This is a genomic window from Acinetobacter junii CIP 64.5 (assembly GCF_000368765.1).
Lineage (GTDB): Bacteria > Pseudomonadota > Gammaproteobacteria > Pseudomonadales > Moraxellaceae > Acinetobacter > Acinetobacter junii.
Window position 1 is genome coordinate 997,508 of record NZ_KB849655.1, and the last position, 21,896, is coordinate 1,019,403.

Below are 21,896 nucleotides of genomic sequence, written 5' to 3' on the forward strand. Positions count from 1 at the left end.
CGATATTTAGGCATAAAAAAAGCGGCTCTATCAACCGCTTTTTAGAAAACAGATTTTAATCTTTTCGTGCACTTAAATTCTTGGCGATCTTAGCAAGCTCTACGAACTCTGCACGCATTTGATAAGGATCAGGTTGAGTAGATTGCTGACCAAGTTGAATGATCTGATCCCAGCCCACTGCACCATTATATTGTCCACCTTTTAATTGCTGTGCATATGAAGCTACTGCAATCGCAAATCTTGTATCACTATTGGCTTTTTCTAGAGGCTTGCTACCAAGCTGAACAGCTTGATTCAATAAGATGCTTTTATCTTGATTTGGCAATTTATAGCGCAAATTTACAAATGCATATTCTGTTTTCTTTGAAGCATCTATTTTTGTGCTTGCTTGATAGCGTGAATCATTATTCCAGCCTTGCTGACCCACTGGAATAATTTCATATAGTGCGGTGACATTATGTCCTGCACCAATGTCTCCAGCATCAACTTTATCATTATTGAAATCTTCCTGTTTCAACATACGATTTTCATAACCAACTAATCGATATTCTTTAACAGTTGCTGGATTAAATTCAACTTGAATTTTAACATCTTGAGCGACAGTGGCTAATGTTGATGATAACTGACGTTGCACGACTTTTTTAGCTTCATTCTTATTGTCGATATAAGAGTAATTACCATCACCTGCATCAGCGATTTGCTCCATTAATTCTTCATTGTAATTACCTGTACCATAACCTAATGCAGTCAAAGAAACTCCACTTTTACGCTTCTCAGCCACCATACCTTTTAAGGTACTAAAATCTGTAATTCCAACATTAAAATCGCCATCCGTAGCCAATAAAATGCGATTGATTCCATTTTTAATAAATGCTTTTTCAGCTTGTTTGTAAGCTAGTTGTATCGCCTGCTCTCCTGATGTAGCCCCACCCGCACGAAGCTCATCAATTACACGAAGAATTTTATCTTTTTGATCACCTGAGGTGGGTTCTAAAACTAATTTTTCCCCGCTCGCATAAGTAATAATCGTTACTTTATCTTGAGGACGAAGCTGTTCAGTTAAGATTCTTAATGTTTGCTTCACTAATGGCAATTTATCTGGATCATCCATACTGCCTGAAACATCGACTAGAAAAACAAGATTAGCAGCAGGTAACTGTTTGACTGATAAATCTTTTGCTTGAATGCCAATTTTGATTAATTTGGCATTTTCTTTCCATGGAGAATCAACAGTTTCTGTTGTCACTGAAAATGGATGGATTCCAACAGGTTGAGGATATTGATAATCAAAATAATTAATCATTTCCTCAACACGAATAGCATCAACAGGAGGCAAGCGACCATCATTCAGAAAACGTCTTGTATTGGTATAACTTCCTGTATCGACATCTATACTAAAAGTAGAAACTGCTTGCTCAGCTACGCGATGAACTGGATTGACTTCATTCTTTTGATATTTTTCTGTGTTTGCCTCAAGTTTTACTCGCTCAGGTGCAGGGATTGCAGCTATGTAAGACGGAGTAACCATCTTACGTGCCATTTCCGAAGACATATGCGCAGTCGGCGGCGGTGACATAGCAACAATGCCTGTTTCCCTGACTGGATTACCACAAGCAACGAGCATAGAACTGAGTACTGCTAAACTCAAAATTTTCTTTGATTGATACATCTTAAAACCCCTAGATCTAATTTCAATTTTTTAAATATATCTTTTGATTAATATTCTACGTAAAAAAATAAAGATACACCGTATGTTAATGTATTTTTATCTTCATAATTTCTCTTAAATTACAATGAACTGAACAACATTCTATTCCAAACATTGATTGCATCTTTAGTCGCCTTAACATCATGTACGCGAACAATACTCGCACCCTGCTGGATACTTAACATATGCCCCATGACACTCCCTACTGTACGCTCTTGTGCTGGTATACCCGCTAATGCATCACCAATAAATCTTTTCCTAGATAAACCAGATAGCAAAGGAAATCCCAAGCGATTCAGTTTCCAAAACTCGTTTAGTAATTGAAAGTTCTGTTGAGCATTTTTAGCAAAACCAAAACCAGGATCGAGAATAATATTTTCAGGTTTGATTCCAACTTGAACAGCTTGATCTAGACGCTGTTGTAATTCTTGAATCACGTCCTCTGTCACATTTTCATATTGATCTAACTGATTCATATTAGTCGGCTCACCACGCATATGCATTAACACGACAGGTATATTCAATTCGGCAGCCATTTCTAATGCTTGGGGACGTGTGAGTGCACGAACATCGTTCCAAATATGTGCACCTGCTTTCACTGCCGCACGTATCACCTCGGGCTGACTGGTATCAATCGACATGATCACATCGTGTTTTGATAATGTTTCAACCACAGGAATCACACGGCGAATTTCTTCTTCTAGTTCGACTGGCGAAGCATTGGGACGGGTAGATTCTCCGCCTATATCAATGATAGTAGCGCCCTGCTCAATCATTAGTAACGCACGTTGTACTGCTTGATCTTTTTGATGATGCAACCCACCATCGCTAAAAGAATCAGGAGTTACGTTCAGAATACCCATAATTTGAGGTTGAGATAAATCTAAACTTAAACGACCACACTTTAACTGACAATTTGGTAATGGCATCAACTGCATTTAGACACTCCTCTCTCTAGTTTGTATATATTAACAAGACTGAAGTGCGCAAGCTGATGATTTATTTTCAATAGAATAATAAAGTTGCAATTTCCAAGCTAACAAATGCTAATTTTATTTATATATTTTTTAGAACATAAAAAAGAGCAACCTAAATTGCTCTTTTTAATTTCAAGGTATTAACCCATTGCTGGTAATGGTGGTGGCGTAGATGGACCATCTTTTGGTGGTTCAAATGCAGCCACAGGATTCTCAGCAACATATACTTTTGGTGGACGAGGTTCACGACCTTCCATGATGTCACGAATTTGGTCACGATCAATCGTTTCCCATTCCATCAAGGCTTTAACCATAGCATGTGCGATATCTTGATTATTTTCCAAAATATCACGAGCAACTTTATATTGTTGATCAAGGATACGACGAACTTCTTCATCTACTTTTTGTTGTGTAGCATCAGAAATTGTACGACTACCAACATTTCCAAAGAAACCATTTTGGTTTTCATCTTCATAGACCATGACGCCAAGTCTTTCTGACATACCATATTTGGTTACCATCGCACGAGCCATTTTAGTCGCTCGTTCGAAGTCGTTTGAAGCACCAGTTGACATTTGATTAATGAAAACTTCTTCAGCAATACGACCGCCAAATAAGATTGAAAGCTCATTCAACATCTTATCTTTATAATGGCTAGTTTGGTCTTGTTCAGGCAGCTGCCATGTCACACCCAAAGCCCAACCGCGTGGCATAATCGTTACTTTATGCACAGGATCAGTACCAGGCAAGATTTCAGCAACGATGGCATGACCCGCTTCATGGTACGCAGTAGCACGACGTTCTTCTTCACGAATCACCATCGACTTACGTTCAGGACCCATGTAGATTTTGTCTTTTGCATCTTCGAAATCATGCATGTCGACAGTGTTCTTGTTACGACGAGCAGCGAACAATGCAGCTTCATTCACTAAGTTTGCTAGTTGCGCACCAGAGAAGCCTGGTGTACCACGTGCAAGGACTTTAACATCAACACCAGTCACTGAAGGTAATTTCTTCAAATGAACATTTAAGATTTGCTCACGACCACGAATGTCAGGTAACCCTACCATCACTTGACGGTCAAAACGACCTGGACGAAGTAAAGCTTTATCCAATACATCTACACGGTTTGTGGCAGCAATTACGATCACACCTTCATTGCCTTCGAAACCGTCCATCTCTACAAGCATTTGGTTCAAGGTTTGTTCACGTTCATCATGACCGCCACCTGTACCTGAACCACGATGACGACCTACAGCATCAATCTCATCAATGAAAATAATACATGGTGCATGACGTTTAGCTTGTTCGAACATATCACGAACACGTGAAGCACCAACACCAACAAACATTTCAACGAAATCAGAACCAGAAATACTAAAGAAAGGAACTTTAGCTTCACCAGCAATTGCTTTGGCTAATAATGTTTTACCTGTACCTGGAGGACCAACCATTAACACACCACGTGGAATAGTTGCACCAAGACGTTTGAATTTTGCTGGATCTTTTAAGAAATCGACAATTTCAACGACTTCTTGTTTTGCTTCGTCACAACCTGCAACATCAGTAAACGTTACCTTGATTTGATCTTCAGATAACATTTTTGCTTTTGACTTACCAAAACTCATAGGACCGTTTTTGCCACCAGCGCCACCGCCCATATTACGCATGAAGAACATGAATAATAAAATGATGAGCAATACTGGGAAACTCGCAATGAGAAGTTGCATCAAAATGCCTTGACGTTGCGGAGCTGTCCCCTCAACTACAACATTTTGTTTGTTCAAGCTTGGTAGCAACTCAGTGTCTTCAACTTGTGGGCGAACCGTTTCAAATGAAGAACCATTGGTTTTTTCACCGCTAATATTTAAACCGTCAATTGTGACTTGTTTAATCTGCCCAGCATTAACTGCTGCTACGAAATCAGAATATTTCATCGCGGCAGGCTTATTGCGGTCACTGACGTTGCTAAAAATCAAAATCAGAACACCGAGTATGATGAGCCACAATACGGCATTCTTGAAGTAATCGCTCAAGGCTTTATTCCCATATCAATCTAATTTGATCATACCTAATCTTGGCTGACCTTCACAAAAACAGCAATGAATTTGCGTTGCAAAAAACTTAAAAGGTACAAAATGCACAATTTTTAACAACTTGGCAAGTACACTTTTATTGCAATGCCTTTTTACGACCTTGTCCAATCAAAAAAACCTCTTTTGATCGAGCACGAGACGCCTCAGGTTTAGCTGTTTTTAATACATCAAAACTATCGACCACTTGCTTTCTGAATTCGTCAAAGCCCGAACCTTGGAACACTTTAACAATAAATTGTCCATTTGGTCCTAAAACTTTTTGAGCAAAATCCAAAGCCAATTCACAAAGATAAATTTGGCGCGGTTGATCAACAGCCCTATTACCTGATGTATTGGGGGCCATATCAGAAATTACAACGTCAACTTGACGTCCATTTAAAATATTTAACAATTTTTCAAAAACTTCTTCCTCTCGGAAGTCACCTTGTAAGAAAGTCACGTCAGGAAGTGCATCCATTGGTAAAATATCTGAAGCAATTACTAGACCATTAGAACCAACCAGCTTTCCAGCGATTTGTGACCAACTACCTGGTGCTGCACCAAGATCGACAACCGTCATTCCTGGTTTGATCATTTTATATTTTTCTTGGATTTCAAGTAACTTATATGCTGCACGAGCGCGATAACCTTCTTTTTGTGCTTTTTTCACAAAAGGATCATCCAAGTGCTCTCTCATCCATGCACGACTGCTTTTAGACAATTTTTGATTGGTAATGCGTGTCGCCATAACTCACTAAATTTCAAAAAACTTCTGATTAGTCATTGTACGTGAAAATTACTCCCATTACAGTACGGATGTACTTCATTCACACGAACTTTTACAGATTTTTTTCGATCATCTAAATTGGATATTTCTCTTATTTTTGATCATTTTTATCCATCCACAAGCGCCATTAATCTATCTTAGAAACGGGATGCAAGTTATACTACTTCGTTTTTCAAATCAGGTATTTTTTAAATGGCGGCTTTATCTATCCATGAGCGCAAACGTTTACGTCAAATTGGCCACGCGCTGAATCCAGTTGTTATGATTGGTGGTCAGGGTTTGACAGAAAACGTAATTGAAGAAACAAATCGCGCTTTGAATGATCATGAACTTATCAAAGTTAAAATCTCGGGTGAAGATCGTGAAGATCGTGCAGCTGTAATTGATGCACTTGTTGAAGCTACAGGCGCTGAATCAGTACAAAAAATTGGTAAAATTGTTTTGCTTTATAAGAAAGCGGACAAACAAAATCAAAATCTCTCAAATCTCGTTCGTTTTGCACATTTAAGCAAGTAATCAAGCTATGGCAAGTTATGAACTCTCTGCTTTCGATCGTTTTAGTGCAATTACCGTTGTTGGAGCGATTGAGCAACAAACACCAGCGACTATAAATGTTGGTTTTTGGGTTCGTGACCCAAATCAGTTTTTAATTTATCCCGATCTCGTCGCAGCACATCCTCGCCTCGACTTTTTATGGGAACAAACGTGTTTTGAAATTTTTGTAGGTGTGAAAGATGAAGATTTCTATAGAGAAATTAATCTTTCCCCTTCTCAAGCTTGGCAAGCTTATCAATTTGAAGAATACCGATTCCCTGAAAATATACCGCCACTTCCTGCATATGATATTGAGCTAAATCACTTACAGAAAACCCATTACGGATTAAATGTAAGTTTAGACCTTACTCAATTTATGCAAAGCAATAAGTTGAAGTGGTCAGATTTATATGTAGGTTTAACTGCTGTATTAAATACCACACAAGGTATGCATTATTTTGCCATGCAGCACAGTAGCCCTCAAGCCGATTTTCACAACAAACGTGATTGGCTACATCAATTTTAATCAATAAAAAAGCGAGAATATATCTCGCTTTTTTATTGGCTAGTAATTAACTAGCACGAACTTTGTTCCAAGCTTCTACAGCTTGATCTTTAGTACGTTTAAAACTGCCAACTAGCGTATCTTTGTGCTTAACAGAGATTTGGCTAATATCATCTTTTAATTCTTTGCTTACTTTCGTTAAATCTTCAATTAAAGCATTTAACTCAGTTTTCAACGCATTCTTTAATTCAAACAAGTTACCTTGAGAAGAATTTAATTGTGATTTGATCACTTCAATACGTTGAAGTAAATCTTGCTTGATTTGAGTCAATTGATTTTGAATATTTTGATTCAATTCTTTAGCTTCAGTCTCAATTTTTTCTTGAGTTTCAGCAATCACTTCTTTCACTTGCTCTTGAGTTTCAGCAATTACTTCTTTCGCTTGTTCTTGAGTTTCAGCAATTACTTCTTTCGCTTTAGCAGTTTTTTCAGCTACAACTTCTTTCGCTTTTGCTGTTTTCTCTGCAACTGCTTCTTTAACTTCAGCAGTCTTTTCAGCTACAACTTCTTTCACTTCTGCTGTTTTTGCAGCAACAGTTTCTTTAGCTTTAGCCGTTTTCTCGACAGCAACTTCTTTCACTTCTTCAGCAGTTGTCGGCGCTTGATTCTCAGCCATCTTGATTCCCCTCTATACTGATTGTTGATTTTTTGGCTAGGTATAAGATAAATCGCTTCAGCATCGAATCAGGCAAAAATTGTCTAACAATTTGCATAATATCTCATTCTATACTTAGAAGAATGAGTTATTTTGCAATAGACACTCTTTTCTGCCCCTCATTTTTACACGTGTACTTTTAACTCACTTTAATAAATAAAACACATAGACTTTTCAGAGACTCATGCGTATAATGCGCTGTTAAGTTACAAGCGAGCAGACTGGAAGGAGGGGCATGTTTTTAAAGACAGCCTACCTTTTTTTATGTCTACTCGCTTTTTTACAGCCCTATTTTTGTGGTTTTAGTTCAGGAGCTTTGGTTTGAGCACCCCCGCCATTTTAGCCCTCGCAGATGGAACGATCTTTAAAGGAACGTCTATCGGTGCATCGGGTAGTACGACTGGTGAAGTCGTTTTTAATACTGCCATGACTGGTTATCAAGAAATTTTGACTGACCCAAGTTACGCACAGCAACTTGTTACGTTGACTTATCCTCATATCGGAAATACTGGCTGTAATAGTGAAGACGTTGAATCAGGTCGCATCCATAAAGTATGGGCGAATGGTTTAATTATTCGTGATCTTCCACTATTACACAGTAACTTCCGTTCTGAGCAATCACTTAGCGAATATTTACAACAACATAATGTTGTTGCAATCGCAGATATTGACACACGAAAGTTAACTCGTATCTTACGTGAAAAAGGAGCACAAAACGGTTGTATCCTTGCTGGCGAAAATATTACAGAAGAAGAAGCTATTGCCAAAGCACGTGAATTCGGTGGTTTAAATGGTCTTGATCTTGCTAAAGAATGCTGTGACCCTGAAGGTTTCGAGTGGACTGAAGGTTCTTGGGCATTAGGCAAAGGTTTTACCCAACCAGAACTTAAATATCATGTTGTTGCATATGATTATGGTGTCAAAACCAACATCTTACGTATGCTCGCAGATCGCGGCTGTAAGTTAACAGTTGTTCCTGCACAAACACCTGCTGAAAAAGTCCTTGCTTTAAATCCAGATGGCGTTTTCTTGTCAAATGGTCCTGGTGATCCAGCAGCATGTGACTATGCAATCGAAGCAGTTAAAACCATCGTTGAAACCACAACATTACCAGTCTTTGGTATTTGTTTAGGTCACCAAATTTTAGCGCTTGCTTCTGGTGCGAAGACGATGAAAATGAATCATGGTCATCACGGCGCCAACCATCCTGTACAAAACCTTGAGAATGGTACAGTGATGATTACTTCTCAAAACCATGGCTTTGCAGTTGATGAAAGCACCTTACCTTCAAACTTAAAAGTAACACATCGTTCATTGTTTGATGGTACAAACCAAGGTATTCATCGCACTGACAAACCTGCATTCAGCTTCCAAGGTCACCCTGAAGCGAGTCCTGGTCCACATGATTGCGCTCCGTTGTTCGATCATTTCATCGAACTTATCGAAGCAGCTAAGAAGTAATTAAGGAGCGAATAATGCCTAAACGTACGGATATTAAAAGCATCTTAATTATTGGTGCTGGTCCTATTGTCATTGGTCAGGCGTGTGAGTTTGACTACTCTGGTGCACAAGCATGTAAAGCGCTTCGTGAAGAAGGTTACCGTGTTATTTTGGTGAACTCTAACCCAGCGACCATCATGACCGATCCTTCAATGGCGGATGCAACTTATATCGAGCCGATCACTTGGCAGACAGTTGCACAAATTATTGAAAAAGAACGCCCAGATGCAGTTCTCCCAACGATGGGTGGTCAAACTGCATTGAACTGTGCACTTGCATTAGATGCTAACGGTATTTTAGAAAAATATAACGTTGAATTGATTGGTGCATCAAAAGAAGCGATTGAAAAAGCAGAAGATCGTAAACTTTTTGACATCGCAATGCGTAAAATTGGACTTGAATGTCCTCGTGCTGATGTTGCTGAAAGCATGGAACATGCATTGGAAATTCAAGCACGTTTCGGCTTCCCAGTGATCATTCGTCCGTCATTCACGATGGGTGGTTCTGGTGGTGGTATCGCATACAATAAAGAAGAATTTATTGAAATCTGTGAACGCGGTTTCGATCTTTCTCCAACTAAACAATTATTGATTGATGAATCATTAATTGGTTGGAAAGAATACGAGATGGAAGTTGTTCGTGATAAAAACGACAACTGTATTATCGTATGTGCGATCGAAAACTTTGACCCAATGGGCGTGCATACTGGTGACTCAATCACTGTTGCCCCTGCTCAAACATTGACAGATAAAGAATATCAAATCATGCGTAATGCATCGGTTGCTGTTCTGCGTGAAATCGGTGTTGAAACAGGTGGTTCAAACGTTCAGTTCGGTATTAATCCGAAAGATGGTCGTATGGTTGTGATCGAGATGAACCCTCGTGTTTCTCGTTCATCTGCGCTTGCGTCTAAAGCTACTGGCTTCCCGATTGCAAAAATTGCTGCAAAACTTGCGGTTGGTTATACCCTTGATGAATTGAAAAATGACATCACTGGCGGTGTAACACCTGCAAGCTTCGAACCAGCAATTGACTATGTCGTAACCAAGATTCCACGCTTTAACTTCGAAAAATTCCCACAAGCTGAGCCTGTTCTTACAACTCAGATGAAATCTGTGGGCGAAGTGATGGCGATTGGTCGTAACTTCCAAGAATCTGTTCAAAAAGCACTTCGTGGTCTTGAAGTTGGTGTGAGTGGCTTTGATGAAAAAATCGAAGTTGGTACAGCAAATGCTAAAGACATCATCTTAAAAGAGCTTAAAGTTCCAGGTCCAGATCGTATTTGGTATGTTGCCGACGCATTCCGTCATGGTTTCTCATTAGATGAAGTGTTTGAAGCAACGAAGATTGACCGTTGGTTCTTGATCCAAATTGAAGATATCGTTAAAACTGAAGCTCAAGTAAAAACTTTAGGTTTTGGTGATTTAAACGCTGACAATATCCGTTCATTCAAGCGCAAAGGTTTATCTGACCTTCGTATTGCTGACTTAATGGGTATTTCACAAAAGCAATTCCGTAAGCAACGTTGGAACTTGGGTGTATATCCAGTTTATAAACGTGTTGATACATGTGCTGCTGAGTTCGAATCAGGTACAGCTTACATGTATTCAACTTATGATGAAGAATGTGAAGCAAATCCATCAAGCCGTGACAAAATCATGGTCATCGGTGGTGGTCCGAACCGTATTGGTCAAGGTATTGAGTTTGACTACTGCTGTGTACACGCTGCCCTAGCTATGCGTGATGACGGTTACGAAACAATCATGGTGAACTGTAACCCTGAAACTGTTTCTACCGACTATGACACATCAGATCGTTTGTACTTCGAACCTGTTACATTGGAAGATGTACTTGAAATCGTACGTACTGAGAAGCCTAAAGGCGTGATCGTACAATACGGTGGTCAAACACCTTTGAAATTGGCTCGTGCTTTGGAAGAAGCAGGTACACCAATCATTGGTACATCTCCAGATGCGATTGACCGTGCAGAAGACCGTGAACGTTTCCAGCAAATGATTCAACGTCTACAGCTTCGTCAACCGAACAACAGCATTGTAAAATCTGCTGAAGAAGGTATCTCTGAAGCTGCAAAAGTTGGTTATCCGCTAGTTGTTCGTCCATCTTATGTATTGGGTGGTCGCGCAATGGAAATCGTATATAACGAAGAAGAACTTAAGCGTTACCTTCGTGAAGCAGTTCAAGCGTCTAATGAAGCGCCTGTTCTTCTTGACCGTTTCCTTGATGATGCAACTGAAGTTGATGTGGACTGCGTATCTGACGGTAAAGACGTCGTGATTGGCGGTATCATGCAACATATTGAACAAGCAGGTATCCACTCAGGTGACTCAGCATGTTCGATTCCTCCTTACTCTCTTTCACAAGAAGTTCAGGATGAAATGCGTCGTCAAACTGTTGCGATGGCAAAAGAGCTTGGCGTTGTAGGTTTGATGAACGTTCAGTTTGCAGTAAAAGGCAACGACATTTATGTACTTGAAGTGAATCCACGTGCATCACGTACGGTTCCTTTCGTATCGAAATGTATCGGTGAATCTTTAGCGAAAGTTGCTGCTCGTTGTATGGCTGGTCAATCTTTAGAATCTCAAGGATTCACTAAAGAGATCATCCCAACTCACTTTGCTGTAAAAGAAGCGGTATTCCCGTTTGCTAAATTCCAAGGTGTTGACCCAATGCTTGGACCTGAGATGAAATCTACAGGTGAAGTTATGGGTGTAGGTGAAACATTTGGCGAAGCATTCTACAAAGCTGTACTTGGTTCAAATGAACGTTTACCAGGCTTGCCAACTGAAGGCGAAGTGAAATATGCATTCTTATCTGTTCGTGAATCAGACAAGAAATATATTGCTAATATCGCTAAACAATTGATTGCTTACGGTTTCAAACTTGTTGCAACCAACGGTACTTACCAAGTATTGCAAGAAGCTGGTTTGGAATGTGAAGCAGTCAATAAAGTGACTGAAGGTCGTCCACACATTGTAGACCGCTTGAAAAATGGTGAAATTCATCTTATTGTCAACACCACTGAAGGCAAACAAGCTCAATACGATTCTGCAATGATTCGTCGTGCTGCCCTACAAGGCAAAGTGTACTACACAACGACAATCAATGGTGCAGAAGCAGTTTGCCAAGCATTTGCTGTGAAATTGCCAATGGATGTATACCGCTTGCAAGATTTACAAACTGTAGGTTAATTCTCTACCGATAAAGTCCCGTCACCTTATCGGTGGCGGGCTTTTTCTTTTTTTAATCCTGTATTTTCCCAACCAATTTAGAGGGGACTAAAATGCAACGTTATCCTATGACTCCTGAAGGCAAGGTTGCCTTAGAGAAAGAATTACAACAGTTAAAAACAGTTGATCGCCCACGTATTACACAGGCTATTGCTGAGGCACGTGAGCATGGTGACCTCAAAGAAAATGCTGAGTATCATGCAGCACGTGAGCAACAAGGCTTCTGTGAAGGTCGTATTCAAGATATCGAAGGTAAACTTGGCGCATGTCAGGTAATTGACGTTAAAGATCTTGAACAAAACGGTCGTGTTGTATTTGGTGTTACGGTAACGATTGAAAACCTAGATACTGAAGAACGTAAGACCTATAAAATCGTAGGCGACGATGAAGCAGATTTTAAAATTAATAAAATCTCAGTGAACTCTCCAATCGCTCGTGGCCTATTAGGCAAAAGCGAAGGCGATGAAGCTAAAATTCAAACACCACAAGGTGAAGTTGAATACGAAATCGTGAGCGTGGAATACCTATAATATTCCAAGCCCAATTAACCCCTCACCTTTGAGGGGTTTTTCTTCTCAAATTATTCTGTGAAATGTAAATGGACTCAACTTCGATCAACTCCCCTGTTAAACATTGGTGTGAGTTCGAATTTATTGCGAAAACTGTAAAAAATCCAAATATTCATATTAAAGGTAATTATTCCTATTATTCTGCTTATTGGGATCAAGGTTTTGAACGTTGTGTAGTACGTTATCTACATGACAAAGTATCCACACCAGATAAACCAATAGACCAGCTCTATATTGGTAATTTTGTTTGCTTCGGTGCCGAATGTGTCATTATGATGGGCGGCAATCAGCTGCATAGAGCTGACTGGATTTCCACCTTCCCTTTTGATACACGCAGTTTTCTTGCTGCGGGTGACACCATAATTGCAGATGGCTGCTGGATTGGTAGCAGAGCCATGATCATGCAAGGTATTAAACTCGGTGAAGGTGCTGTGGTTGCCACAGGAGCTATTGTCACTCAAGATGTACCTCCTTATGCAATTGTAGGCGGTGTACCTGCTAAAATTATTAAGTATCGTTTTTCCGAAACAGATATTGAAAGACTACTTTCTTTAAAACTCTATGAGCTAGATGAAAAGCAGATTTTAAAAATTAGAGAACTATTACAAACTGATCAACTTGATGGTTTACACTCATATTTAGACAAAAGTCTATGAAACAATCAACTTTAAAATACCCCTTATACAACTTTAATATTTTTATAATTTTCAAATAATTAAACACATCAAAACATCTAAAACCAACAATTATTCTTATGAAATTACTAGGTTTTATTATGCGAATAATAAGTTTAATATGAAAGTATAGTTTTTATTTTAAACAAAAATTTAGAAGCGAATCAAAGTGTAATAATAAGGAGTATTTATCATGGCTTATCAAAAAATTCTTGTCGCTATCGACGACTCTGAAATTTCAGCAAATGTCATTCAGCAAGCAGCACAACTTGCTAAAGCTTTAAATAGCCAAATTACTTTGGTTCAAGTAATGACTTTAGACCCATATTTGGCAGATGCGTATTTACGTATGGGGCAAAGCAATGAACTAATCGAACGTGTTCGATCTTATGTTCAGGAAAATTTAACAAAAGCTCAAAAACAATTTGAAGAATTGGGACAAACAGTTGCAACACAAGTTGTAGAAGGTTTTTCAGTTCATGAGGAAATTATTAAAGCTGCTCAAAATCTTGAAGTGGATTTAATCATCATGGGATCTCATGGTAGAACTGGATTTAAAAAGTTTATTTTAGGTAGCGTTGCTCAGAAAGTTTTAGGAGAAAGTCATATTCCTGTTCTGATCGTTCGCTGATCTAAGGTTATCCTTAGTCTAAAAAAACTGCATGTCCGATTTCAGACATGCAGTTTTTTAATTATTTTAATAAGTCAGACCTATAATTTACTTATTAACATGATTTGATTCGATTGAATAAATTATTTATTTTATTTTAAGCAAAAAATTAAAATATCCATTGATAATCTTTTAATTTAATTTTGTGATTCTCTAACAAAATACCTTCATTTTTTAATAGCTTTAATTGTCGATTTTCACCATGTTCATCTAGGTTTGTTGTACTCACTTGGTAATCCCCCCTAAAAATAATAGGATCTAAAAGTAGAATTTTCTCTTAAGATACGAGCAGGAGATTCTGCATGAAAACATCTAAATTTACTGACAGTCAGATCATGTCCATCTTGAAACAGGCAGAATCTGGCACACCTGTAGCGACCCTTTGCCGTGAACATGGCATGAGTAATGCTACCTTTTATAAATGGCGTGCCAAATATGGTGGTATGGATACATCATTAATGGCTCGACTGAAAGAGCTAGAAGCCGAAAATACCAGACTTAAAAAGATGTATGCGGAAGAGCGATTAAAGGCCGAAATCATCCAGGAAGCGATGGCAAAAAAGTGGTAAAGCCATCTTGCCGGCGTAAGATGGCACAACAGGCAGTTGCCCAGCATGCCATTAGTATTCGTTTGGCTTGTAAAGCATTTGGCATTAGTGAAACCTGCTACCGCTATCAAGCCAAACTCAGCGATGACAATGCACTCATTGCTGAACAGCTCATTGAACTCACTGAGGAAAATTCCGATTGGGGCTTTGGTTTGTGCTTCTCGTATTTACGGCATGTTGGGAGTTGCTGCTGGAATCACAAGCGGGTTTACCGCATTTACTGTGAGTTGGCACTGAATCTGCGTATTAAACCGAGAAGAAGACTAAAACGGCATGCGCCTGAACCATTGAAAGAACCAATCCGAGAAAATCAGGTTTGGTCATTAGATTTTATGCATGATCAGCTTTCCGATGGTCGCAAGTTTCGATTATTGAATGTGATTGATGATTACCGCCGCGAAGGCCTAGCCATTGAAGCAGGGTTCTCATTGCCCACAATCAGGGTTATTCGTACGTTGAATCAATTGCTGGAGTGGAGAGAAAAACCGTTAGTGATCCGATGCGATAATGGTCCCGAATTTATCAGTCACGAATTTGTGCGCTGGGCTACTGAGCACGGTATTCGTATTGAATATATTCAACCGGGTAAGCCGCAGCAGAATGCGTATATTGAACGCTATAATCGGACCATACGTTATAGTTGGCTGAGCAAGCATTTATTTGATACTTTGGATGAAGTACAAGATTATGCAACAAACTGGTTGTGGCATTACAACCATGAAAGACCACATCAAGCTAACAAAGGAAAGCCACCTCTAATGGCTGCTTAACCTCTACTTTTAACTTCGGTTATTTATGGGAGGATTACCGTAGTACTTTCCATTGTAGTAGAAAGTGTTTTATGGCTTTCCTTAGAAATAATTTGAATTTCAGACATTTTGGCTATTCCTCTGATTATTTAATAATTTTTGTGTATGTATATTCGTCAAGTTTAATAATCATTTCCCATACCTCTTAGAATCTAAATTAAGATCATTTTTTGTTAAATATATCACAAAAAAAATTTACAAAAATGACAGGACATTTTGATTAAAAAGTCAAAAACCGTTAAATCAAACTTTAAATAATTAAAAAAAATACACTTGTGAATTAATTTGTTAAATATTATTAACAATTGTTAAACCGGCTTTTCTCTTAAGGTTAACTCAACACATTAAAAAAAAATATATTAACTAAAAGTATAATATTTTAACTATTTACAGATCAGTAAATTAAGTAACAAAATTTAAAATTGACTAATAACAATCAGTTATTCAGCAGACCAATAATTACTTTCATTAAAATCGTATTTTCCATAGAAAATGTCAATTTATGGATAAAAAATAAGCAAAATTTTTCAAGAGCTTAGCCATAAACCCTATTGAAATTATTCTGTTTTTATCTCGTTAGGGACTAACAAAACTTACATATTAAAAAAAACTTATTATCGTATAAACACAAATAAACAAGTTCAAATCTAGAACTACATAACCATGCAATGTATTTTAGAAATTATTCGGATTCTGCAATTGTTCAACTTCTTTTTCTTTTTCTGGATGATAGATTTCTGTTTTTGTATCTTCAGACTTTTTATTGGTTATTAGCTCAGGGTTATAGATTTTAATGATTTCCTTTCCATCTTGGTCTTCTGTGACCACATACTTAAAACCACGGCGATTCATTTTATGACATAAGCGTTGGTAAGCACCTTTTACACCATTTCTCTCCTCATTGGGATTGTAATAAAATGCATTCATTACTGCGGGTAAACCTAAACCACAAACAACGCCAGACAGCAGAACACTAATGAATGTGTAACCAATTAAAATACTACTATAAGGACTTAAAGCAGGAATGTTTGCTACAGCGAGTATTAATGCCAATGAGATTCCACCTCGAACACCTCCCCAAGAAAGAATAGTTAAACTACCGTTATAACTTTTGTTCTTAAAAGAGGGAAAAAGCCTGAACGCCGCAAAATTCGCTGCGAATCGAGAGAGATGCAGAATTAAAAAGGCAAATATTCCGCCGATGATCAAGTTTGCACTTAGATCTAAGATAAAAAGCTCTAAGCCAATTAGAGTAAACAAGAACGAGTTAATAATCCCTTCGACGGTATGCCAAAAATGATTTACCTCCCTGATTTCGCGTTGTTCTCGGATCTCCTGCCACTTATTACCAACGATCAAGCCGCCAATCACACATGCAATCGGTGCTGAAGCATGTGCAAATAGTGCAACTAAATATGAACCACTGGCTAGTAAAGCAGTTGTAAGAATCAAAGATTCCATCTCATGCTTACCTTTTAGTAGCCGTAAAATCCCAAGTCCAAATGCAAATCCTATAAGCACTGCAACAAGAATTTCGTAGATTAGTGTTTCAATCGTACTGATAAGTGAAAAATGCTCGCCACGAATAACGTTGAGTAATGTCATGAATAACGCAATACACATCGCATCATTAAATAATGATTCGCCTTCTAGTTTTACAATCAAATGATGCGGTGCTCGAATGGAACTTAAGACCCCTTTAATCCCTATAGGATCTGTTGCACCTAATGCAGCACCTAATAGCAGCAATACAGAAATCGGTACTGGATAACCAACTAACCATTGGAATACATAAAGTAATCCAGCATAAATCATCGCGCAAAGTACTAGCGCAATGGTGGCAAGAATGCTGATCGGTTTCCAATAATTTTGTAGGTCAGAAATTTTGAACTTTAAAGCTGATGATGTAAGAATGAAACAAATCACACCATTAATTAGAAAATCATAAAAGTCGATATCACGTACTGCGGATTCAATATTGTGAATATTGATTTCAACAAATTGGTTCCCGTTTAAAAGACTGGCACCCCATTGTAATAAAAATACAAAGATAGCTGAGACAATCGGCACCCCAATTGCTTGTGGGAAACCGAGTACACGTTTGTTGAAAATAGTGGTTGCAATTGAGAGAGTAAAAACTGCTGTCAAAGCTTGTAAGAGAAAAAAATTACCCATACCACCTCTTTTTTCATCACCTTCAGATTTAGCTCATTCAGTGCTCAGACTCTCGCCATAATGCGTACAATATAAATGCATAAGGCATCACCTCATCAGAAGTTCACTTCTTTTTCTTTCTTTTTCTAAACCTTATAGTTTAGCTAGGAAATTACTCCATCAGCTAAACATTGTTATTTTAATCGAGCGAAACGATATATCGGTATAAATTTCGTATGAAAATCAACAATAAATAAAATTCAGACTATTTAAAAGTATTACATTGATTGATATCACCTGTGGTGTATCCCAACTCAAACCATTGCATACGTTGTTCGCTTGTACCATGAGTAAAGCTATCTGGTACAACTTGACCTGTTGCTTTTCTTTGTAAGTAATCATCACCAATTTTTTCAGCAGCATCCATTGCCTCTGCGATATCACCCTGTTCGAGAAATTGTGTTCTTTGTTGATTTTGATTCGCCCAAATACCAGCGAAACAATCTGCTTGAAGTTCTAAGCGAACTGAAAGTTGATTTCCTTCTACTTGGCTGGATTGCGCACGAGCCTGCTGCACTTTTCCTGAGATACCAAGTAGGTTCTGAATATGATGTCCAACCTCATGTGCTATGACATAAGCTTGTGCAAAATCCCCAGCTTGATCTTGACGTGACAATTCTGTTTGATTTTGCTCACCAGAAATACCCATTTGTTGGCGCATATCTTTAAAGAAAGAAGTATCGATATAAACCTTTTGGTCTGCTGGGCAATAAAAGGGACCCATTGCCGATTGCGCAGTACCGCAACCTGACTTCACTACCCCACTAAATAAAACTAGTCGAGGTGGCTTATAAGTCATGCCTAATTGTTGAAAAATTGGCGTCCATGTATCTTCTGTATCAGCTAATACCGTACCCACAAACTCACTTGCTTCTTTTTGTTCTAAAGTCAGATTTTGCGGTGCTTCGGCTGTTGATGTTGTTTCACTGGTAACAGCTTGTGTTGCTTGGTAAGCTTGCTGAGGATCAACACCAAAAAACTTCCAAGCAATAAATGCAACCACTAAACCGATGATACTAATACCACCAGCTTTAACACCGCCACCACCACGACGATCTTCCACATTGGTACTTACACGACGCCCTTTCCAACGCATGACTACCTCTCTTTATTATAATGATGACGGTTTCTTTTTATTTAGATGCTTTTGACCAAACTTTTTGTATTAGCCCGACAACAATTAATACAATAGCACCCGCGATAAATCCAATACCCAAGTTAATTAATGTTGGTGTTAATGCACCAATGATTGAACCAAAACTTGGGATTAACTCCAAATGATCAACAGTTTCTTCCGTAAAATGGTGTAATAAAGGAATCGTGTGTGTAATGATGCCACCACCGACTAAAAACATTGCTACTGTACCAACGACAGACAATGTTTTCATCAGAATCGGAGCAAAAGCCAGTAAACCACGACCTACTTTATTTTTAAATTCTGAAGCTTGTTGAGTTAAATACAACCCTAAATCATCAATTTTGACAATCATCGCTACAAAACCATAAACACCAATTGTCATGGCAATCGCAATAACACTCAATACAGATACTTTAGTCATAAATGCGGCTGTCGCAACAGTACCCAACGAAATCACAACAATTTCAGCAGATAGAATAAAATCTGTACGTATTGCACCTTTGACTTTTTCTTTTTCAAATTTTGCTAAATCAACCTCTATTGCTTCTAGATCAGCACTTGCTTCTTCGGCAGTTTTTGCTTTTTTGTGATGTAGCATGTGTACTACTTTTTCTACACCTTCATAACAAAGGAACAGACCACCAATCATCAATAATGGATTAATAAGCCAAGGTGCAACTACGCTAATTAACAATGCTAATGGAACAAGAATGAGTTTATTAACAAATGAGCCTTTTGCTACGCTCCACACAACTGGTAATTCTCGGTCAGAGCGAACACCACTCACCTGTTGAGCGTTTAAAGCTAAATCATCACCTAATACGCCAGCTGTTTTTTTTGCTGCCATTTTACTCATTACAGCAACATCATCTAAAATTGTTGCAATATCATCAAGTAATAGTAATAAACCACTCGCCATTTTTATTTCCTAGTTTGTATTTATCTCGCTATTGTAGATTTACTCAATAAATTCACAACATTATTTTCATAAAAGTTTGTTCAATCGCTGACGAAATTTTTTTATTTCCCGTACAATAAGGTCAATTTTATATTTATGAAATCACTGAAACTTGGAACATATCATGAGTAATGCTGATCAACGTCCAATCATTTTGACTGGCGACCGCCCTACTGGACAACTTCATTTAGGTCATTTTGTCGGTTCATTGCGTTCTCGTGTTGGTTTACAAGACAGTCATCATCAACACTTATTACTTGCTGATGCTCAAGCTTTGACTGATAACGCAGATAATCCTGATAAAGTACGAAATAATATTCTTCAAGTTGCTTTAGATTATCTTGCCGTTGGAATTGATCCAACTAAAACAACGATTTGCGTTCAATCATGTTTACCAGCCCTCAATGAGCTGACCATGCTTTACCTCAACTTCGTTACGGTTGCTCGCTTAGAACGTAATCCAACAATTAAATCTGAAATTCAGATGCGCGGTTTTGAGCGTGATATTCCTGCTGGTTTTTTATGCTATCCAGTTGCTCAAGCAGCGGATATTACGGCATTTAAAGCAACGGTTGTACCAGTAGGTGAAGACCAAATTCCAATGATTGAACAAACCAATGAAATTGTTCGTCGTGTAAATCGTCAAATTGGACATGACCTCCTACCTGAATGCAAAGCATTATTATCGAACATGGGACGTTTACCTGGATTTGATGGTAAGGCAAAAATGTCAAAGTCTTTAGGTAATACTATTGTTTTAAATGCTTCTGATAAAGACATTAAAAAAGCTGTCAATGCGATGTACACCGATCCAAATCACTTGCGTATTGAAGATCCAGGTCAAGTTGAAGGAAATATCGTATTCACTTATTTAGATGCATTTGATCCAAACAAAGAAGAAGTTGAAGAATTAAAAGCACATTATCGTCGTGGTGGTTTAGGTGATGGTACAGTTAAAAAACGCTTAGAAGGTATTCTAAAGGAACTCATCACTCCAATCCGTGAACGTCGTGCTGAACTTGAAAAAGATCCAGACTATATTATGGATATTCTTAAGCATGGTACTGACAAATGTCGAGATATCACGCAACAAACTTTAGATGAAGTAAAAAGTGGATTAGGTTTATTTAAATTCTAATTACAATACTTTTACCATAAAAACAGCCCATTTTTTGGGCTATTTTTATTTAAGCTTTTGATTTAAGTTTATTTTAGGAACTTTAACCCGAACCCAATAACTAACAAATTTTGTCACTTATTAACACTTGATAACACTCGTTAACACGAATATCTATGAACACAGTCAAGTTTTTTATTAGTATAGCCAAGTAGGTTAGATAACACTAATCTCATGACATTTCTCCTTTCAACCGAAACTGTTTTACAGATTCGTTGTTCAACGCAATGACAACCCCAATCATTGCGTTTTTTTTGCTTTAAATATTTAGCTTGGAATTTGATTGAATTTTATGCTCGATACAATTAATCTTATAAATAATTAGTTTTTATAATTTTTTTAAAAAAATTTTTCCAAAAGAAAAAAGAGTATATACAAATGATATGGGATTTATTAATACACCCTTCCAACATTGTTTTTAGCGTTTCTTTATTGCTATGTCTATGTATAGGTGTATTGGAATTGATTTTATTAATGTTTGGGGGAAGCAGCAGCTTCATCGATCAATTTCTTCCCGATAGTTTGACTGACGTTGATCACGCTGATGTTTCAATGGATCATGCAGATAACCTTTTCACTCAGTTTTTAGAATGGCTGTATCTTGGAAAAGTACCTTTACTAGTTTGGTTGATTATTTTCCTAACTGTTTATTCACTCACTGGTTTAATTATTCAAGATGTTTTTTTCAATTTTACTGAACACTATCTATCTGCTTGGATCATTGCACCTGCCTGTCTTTTTCTATGTATGCCACTCGTTCGTGTTGCAGCAAAACTCATTTCCAAAATTATTCCTAAAGATGAAACAACTGCAATTCATAGTGATGATCTGATTGGTCGTACTGCCAAAATTATATTGGGTGAGGCAAAGCCTAATTCTCCTGCCCAAGCAAAAGTGAAAGATCAATTTGGACAAATGCACTATGTTTTAGTGGAACCAGAATTAGATGTTGTTTTTACTCAAGGTCAAGATGTGATTTTAACTCAAAGAACCAAAATTGGCTTTCAGGCTATTTCCGCTTAATTTTTCT

18 protein-coding genes are annotated in these 21,896 nt (G+C 37.9%); 10 read left to right on the plus strand and 8 right to left on the minus strand.

The annotated features are described in order from the left end of the window. Positions 1-55: 55 nt before the first annotated feature. The 4 genes from F948_RS10370 to rlmE form a co-directional block, all read right to left on the minus strand. Positions 56-1,669 (minus strand): vWA domain-containing protein, encoded by a 1,614-nt coding sequence (locus tag F948_RS10370; protein WP_004963528.1) that lies wholly within the window; start codon positions 1,667-1,669, stop codon positions 56-58. 119 nt (positions 1,670-1,788) lie between these two features. Next, positions 1,789-2,646, minus strand: a complete 858-nt coding sequence (gene folP / locus F948_RS10375) for a dihydropteroate synthase (RefSeq protein WP_004963531.1) — start codon at positions 2,644-2,646, stop codon at positions 1,789-1,791. 179 nt (positions 2,647-2,825) lie between these two features. Next, complete coding sequence (gene ftsH, locus F948_RS10380; protein ID WP_004963534.1) at positions 2,826-4,721, minus strand: ATP-dependent zinc metalloprotease FtsH; 1,896 nt, start codon at positions 4,719-4,721, stop codon at positions 2,826-2,828. A 136-nt stretch (positions 4,722-4,857) separates the two neighbouring features. Next, positions 4,858-5,508, minus strand: a complete 651-nt coding sequence (rlmE, locus tag F948_RS10385) for a 23S rRNA (uridine(2552)-2'-O)-methyltransferase RlmE (protein WP_004908277.1) — start codon at positions 5,506-5,508, stop codon at positions 4,858-4,860. A 231-nt stretch (positions 5,509-5,739) separates the two neighbouring features. On the opposite strand from rlmE, the gene yhbY reads away from it, so the two are divergent. Continuing rightward, positions 5,740-6,063: a ribosome assembly RNA-binding protein YhbY gene (gene yhbY / locus F948_RS10390; RefSeq protein WP_004963538.1), complete on the plus strand. Its 324-nt coding sequence runs from the start codon at positions 5,740-5,742 to the stop codon at positions 6,061-6,063. Between the two features lie 7 nt (positions 6,064-6,070). Then, a complete protein-coding gene (locus F948_RS10395) occupies positions 6,071-6,607 on the plus strand; it encodes a DOMON-like domain-containing protein (protein WP_004908285.1) in 537 nt (178 codons plus the stop codon). 46 nt (positions 6,608-6,653) lie between these two features. Here F948_RS10395 and F948_RS10400 read toward each other — a convergent pair whose 3' ends face one another. Then, on the minus strand, positions 6,654-7,262 hold the full coding sequence (locus F948_RS10400) for a hypothetical protein (RefSeq protein WP_004963543.1): 609 nt from the start codon (positions 7,260-7,262) through the stop codon (positions 6,654-6,656). 360 nt (positions 7,263-7,622) lie between these two features. Here F948_RS10400 and carA point away from each other — a divergent pair, with 360 nt between their 5' ends. The 6 genes from carA to F948_RS10440 all read left to right on the plus strand — a co-directional run bounded on the left by carA (position 7,623) and on the right by F948_RS10440 (position 15,340). Then, the gene (gene carA, locus F948_RS10405) at positions 7,623-8,762 is read left to right on the plus strand and encodes a glutamine-hydrolyzing carbamoyl-phosphate synthase small subunit (protein ID WP_004956022.1); all 1,140 of its coding nucleotides are present in this window, start codon (positions 7,623-7,625) and stop codon (positions 8,760-8,762) included. A gap of 14 nt (positions 8,763-8,776) precedes the next feature. Then, positions 8,777-12,010, plus strand: a complete 3,234-nt coding sequence (gene carB, locus F948_RS10410) for a carbamoyl-phosphate synthase large subunit (protein ID WP_004908293.1) — start codon at positions 8,777-8,779, stop codon at positions 12,008-12,010. 92 nt (positions 12,011-12,102) lie between these two features. Next, positions 12,103-12,579: a transcription elongation factor GreA gene (gene greA / locus F948_RS10415; RefSeq protein ID WP_004878279.1), complete on the plus strand. Its 477-nt coding sequence runs from the start codon at positions 12,103-12,105 to the stop codon at positions 12,577-12,579. Positions 12,580-12,647: 68 nt separating this feature from the next. Then, complete coding sequence (locus F948_RS10420) at positions 12,648-13,274, plus strand: CatB-related O-acetyltransferase (RefSeq protein ID WP_004963548.1); 627 nt, start codon at positions 12,648-12,650, stop codon at positions 13,272-13,274. A gap of 211 nt (positions 13,275-13,485) precedes the next feature. Continuing rightward, positions 13,486-13,923 (plus strand): universal stress protein, encoded by a 438-nt coding sequence (locus F948_RS10425; protein ID WP_004956015.1) that lies wholly within the window; start codon positions 13,486-13,488, stop codon positions 13,921-13,923. Positions 13,924-14,264: 341 nt separating this feature from the next. Next, positions 14,265-15,340 (plus strand): IS3 family transposase gene (locus tag F948_RS10440; RefSeq protein ID WP_115636307.1). Its coding sequence is split into 2 segments (ribosomal slippage): positions 14,265-14,517 and positions 14,517-15,340, totalling 1,077 coding nucleotides; the frame shifts between segments, so codons are not numbered across the junction. A gap of 714 nt (positions 15,341-16,054) precedes the next feature. On the opposite strand, the gene F948_RS10445 is transcribed toward F948_RS10440, so the two are convergent. From F948_RS10445 to F948_RS10455, 3 genes are all read right to left on the minus strand, one after another. Further along, entirely contained in the window at positions 16,055-17,554 is a 1,500-nt protein-coding gene (locus F948_RS10445; RefSeq protein WP_004963555.1) for a cation:proton antiporter, read from the minus strand. Between the two features lie 244 nt (positions 17,555-17,798). Then, positions 17,799-18,689: a KPN_02809 family neutral zinc metallopeptidase gene (gene ypfJ, locus F948_RS10450; protein ID WP_004963557.1), complete on the minus strand. Its 891-nt coding sequence runs from the start codon at positions 18,687-18,689 to the stop codon at positions 17,799-17,801. Between the two features lie 37 nt (positions 18,690-18,726). Beyond that, the gene (locus tag F948_RS10455; protein ID WP_004963560.1) at positions 18,727-19,650 is read right to left on the minus strand and encodes a DUF808 domain-containing protein; all 924 of its coding nucleotides are present in this window, start codon (positions 19,648-19,650) and stop codon (positions 18,727-18,729) included. A gap of 163 nt (positions 19,651-19,813) precedes the next feature. Between F948_RS10455 and trpS the strand changes: the two genes are divergently transcribed. Next, positions 19,814-20,827, plus strand: a complete 1,014-nt coding sequence (gene trpS / locus F948_RS10460) for a tryptophan--tRNA ligase (protein WP_004908319.1) — start codon at positions 19,814-19,816, stop codon at positions 20,825-20,827. A gap of 417 nt (positions 20,828-21,244) precedes the next feature. Beyond that, positions 21,245-21,889 (plus strand): YqiJ family protein, encoded by a 645-nt coding sequence (locus F948_RS10465; protein WP_004950838.1) that lies wholly within the window; start codon positions 21,245-21,247, stop codon positions 21,887-21,889. Positions 21,890-21,896 lie beyond the last annotated feature (7 nt).

Excerpts from the sequence above, each read along its gene's own strand:
- F948_RS10420 (WP_004963548.1), top strand. The coding sequence starts at position 12,648 with ATGGACTCAACTTCGATCAACTCCCCTGTTAAACATTGGTGTGAGTTC.
- F948_RS10445 (WP_004963555.1), bottom strand. The coding sequence starts at position 17,554 with ATGGGTAATTTTTTTCTCTTACAAGCTTTGACAGCAGTTTTTACTCTC.
- F948_RS10455 (WP_004963560.1), bottom strand. The coding sequence starts at position 19,650 with ATGGCGAGTGGTTTATTACTATTACTTGATGATATTGCAACAATTTTA.
- trpS (WP_004908319.1), top strand. The coding sequence starts at position 19,814 with ATGAGTAATGCTGATCAACGTCCAATCATTTTGACTGGCGACCGCCCT.
- rlmE (WP_004908277.1), bottom strand. The coding sequence starts at position 5,508 with ATGGCGACACGCATTACCAATCAAAAATTGTCTAAAAGCAGTCGTGCA.
- greA (WP_004878279.1), top strand. The coding sequence starts at position 12,103 with ATGCAACGTTATCCTATGACTCCTGAAGGCAAGGTTGCCTTAGAGAAA.
- F948_RS10425 (WP_004956015.1), top strand. The coding sequence starts at position 13,486 with ATGGCTTATCAAAAAATTCTTGTCGCTATCGACGACTCTGAAATTTCA.
- ypfJ (WP_004963557.1), bottom strand. The coding sequence starts at position 18,689 with ATGCGTTGGAAAGGGCGTCGTGTAAGTACCAATGTGGAAGATCGTCGT.
- F948_RS10370 (WP_004963528.1), bottom strand. The coding sequence starts at position 1,669 with ATGTATCAATCAAAGAAAATTTTGAGTTTAGCAGTACTCAGTTCTATG.
- folP (WP_004963531.1), bottom strand. The coding sequence starts at position 2,646 with ATGCAGTTGATGCCATTACCAAATTGTCAGTTAAAGTGTGGTCGTTTA.
- carB (WP_004908293.1), top strand. The coding sequence starts at position 8,777 with ATGCCTAAACGTACGGATATTAAAAGCATCTTAATTATTGGTGCTGGT.
- F948_RS10465 (WP_004950838.1), top strand. The coding sequence starts at position 21,245 with ATGATATGGGATTTATTAATACACCCTTCCAACATTGTTTTTAGCGTT.
- F948_RS10400 (WP_004963543.1), bottom strand. The coding sequence starts at position 7,262 with ATGGCTGAGAATCAAGCGCCGACAACTGCTGAAGAAGTGAAAGAAGTT.
- F948_RS10395 (WP_004908285.1), top strand. The coding sequence starts at position 6,071 with ATGGCAAGTTATGAACTCTCTGCTTTCGATCGTTTTAGTGCAATTACC.
- yhbY (WP_004963538.1), top strand. The coding sequence starts at position 5,740 with ATGGCGGCTTTATCTATCCATGAGCGCAAACGTTTACGTCAAATTGGC.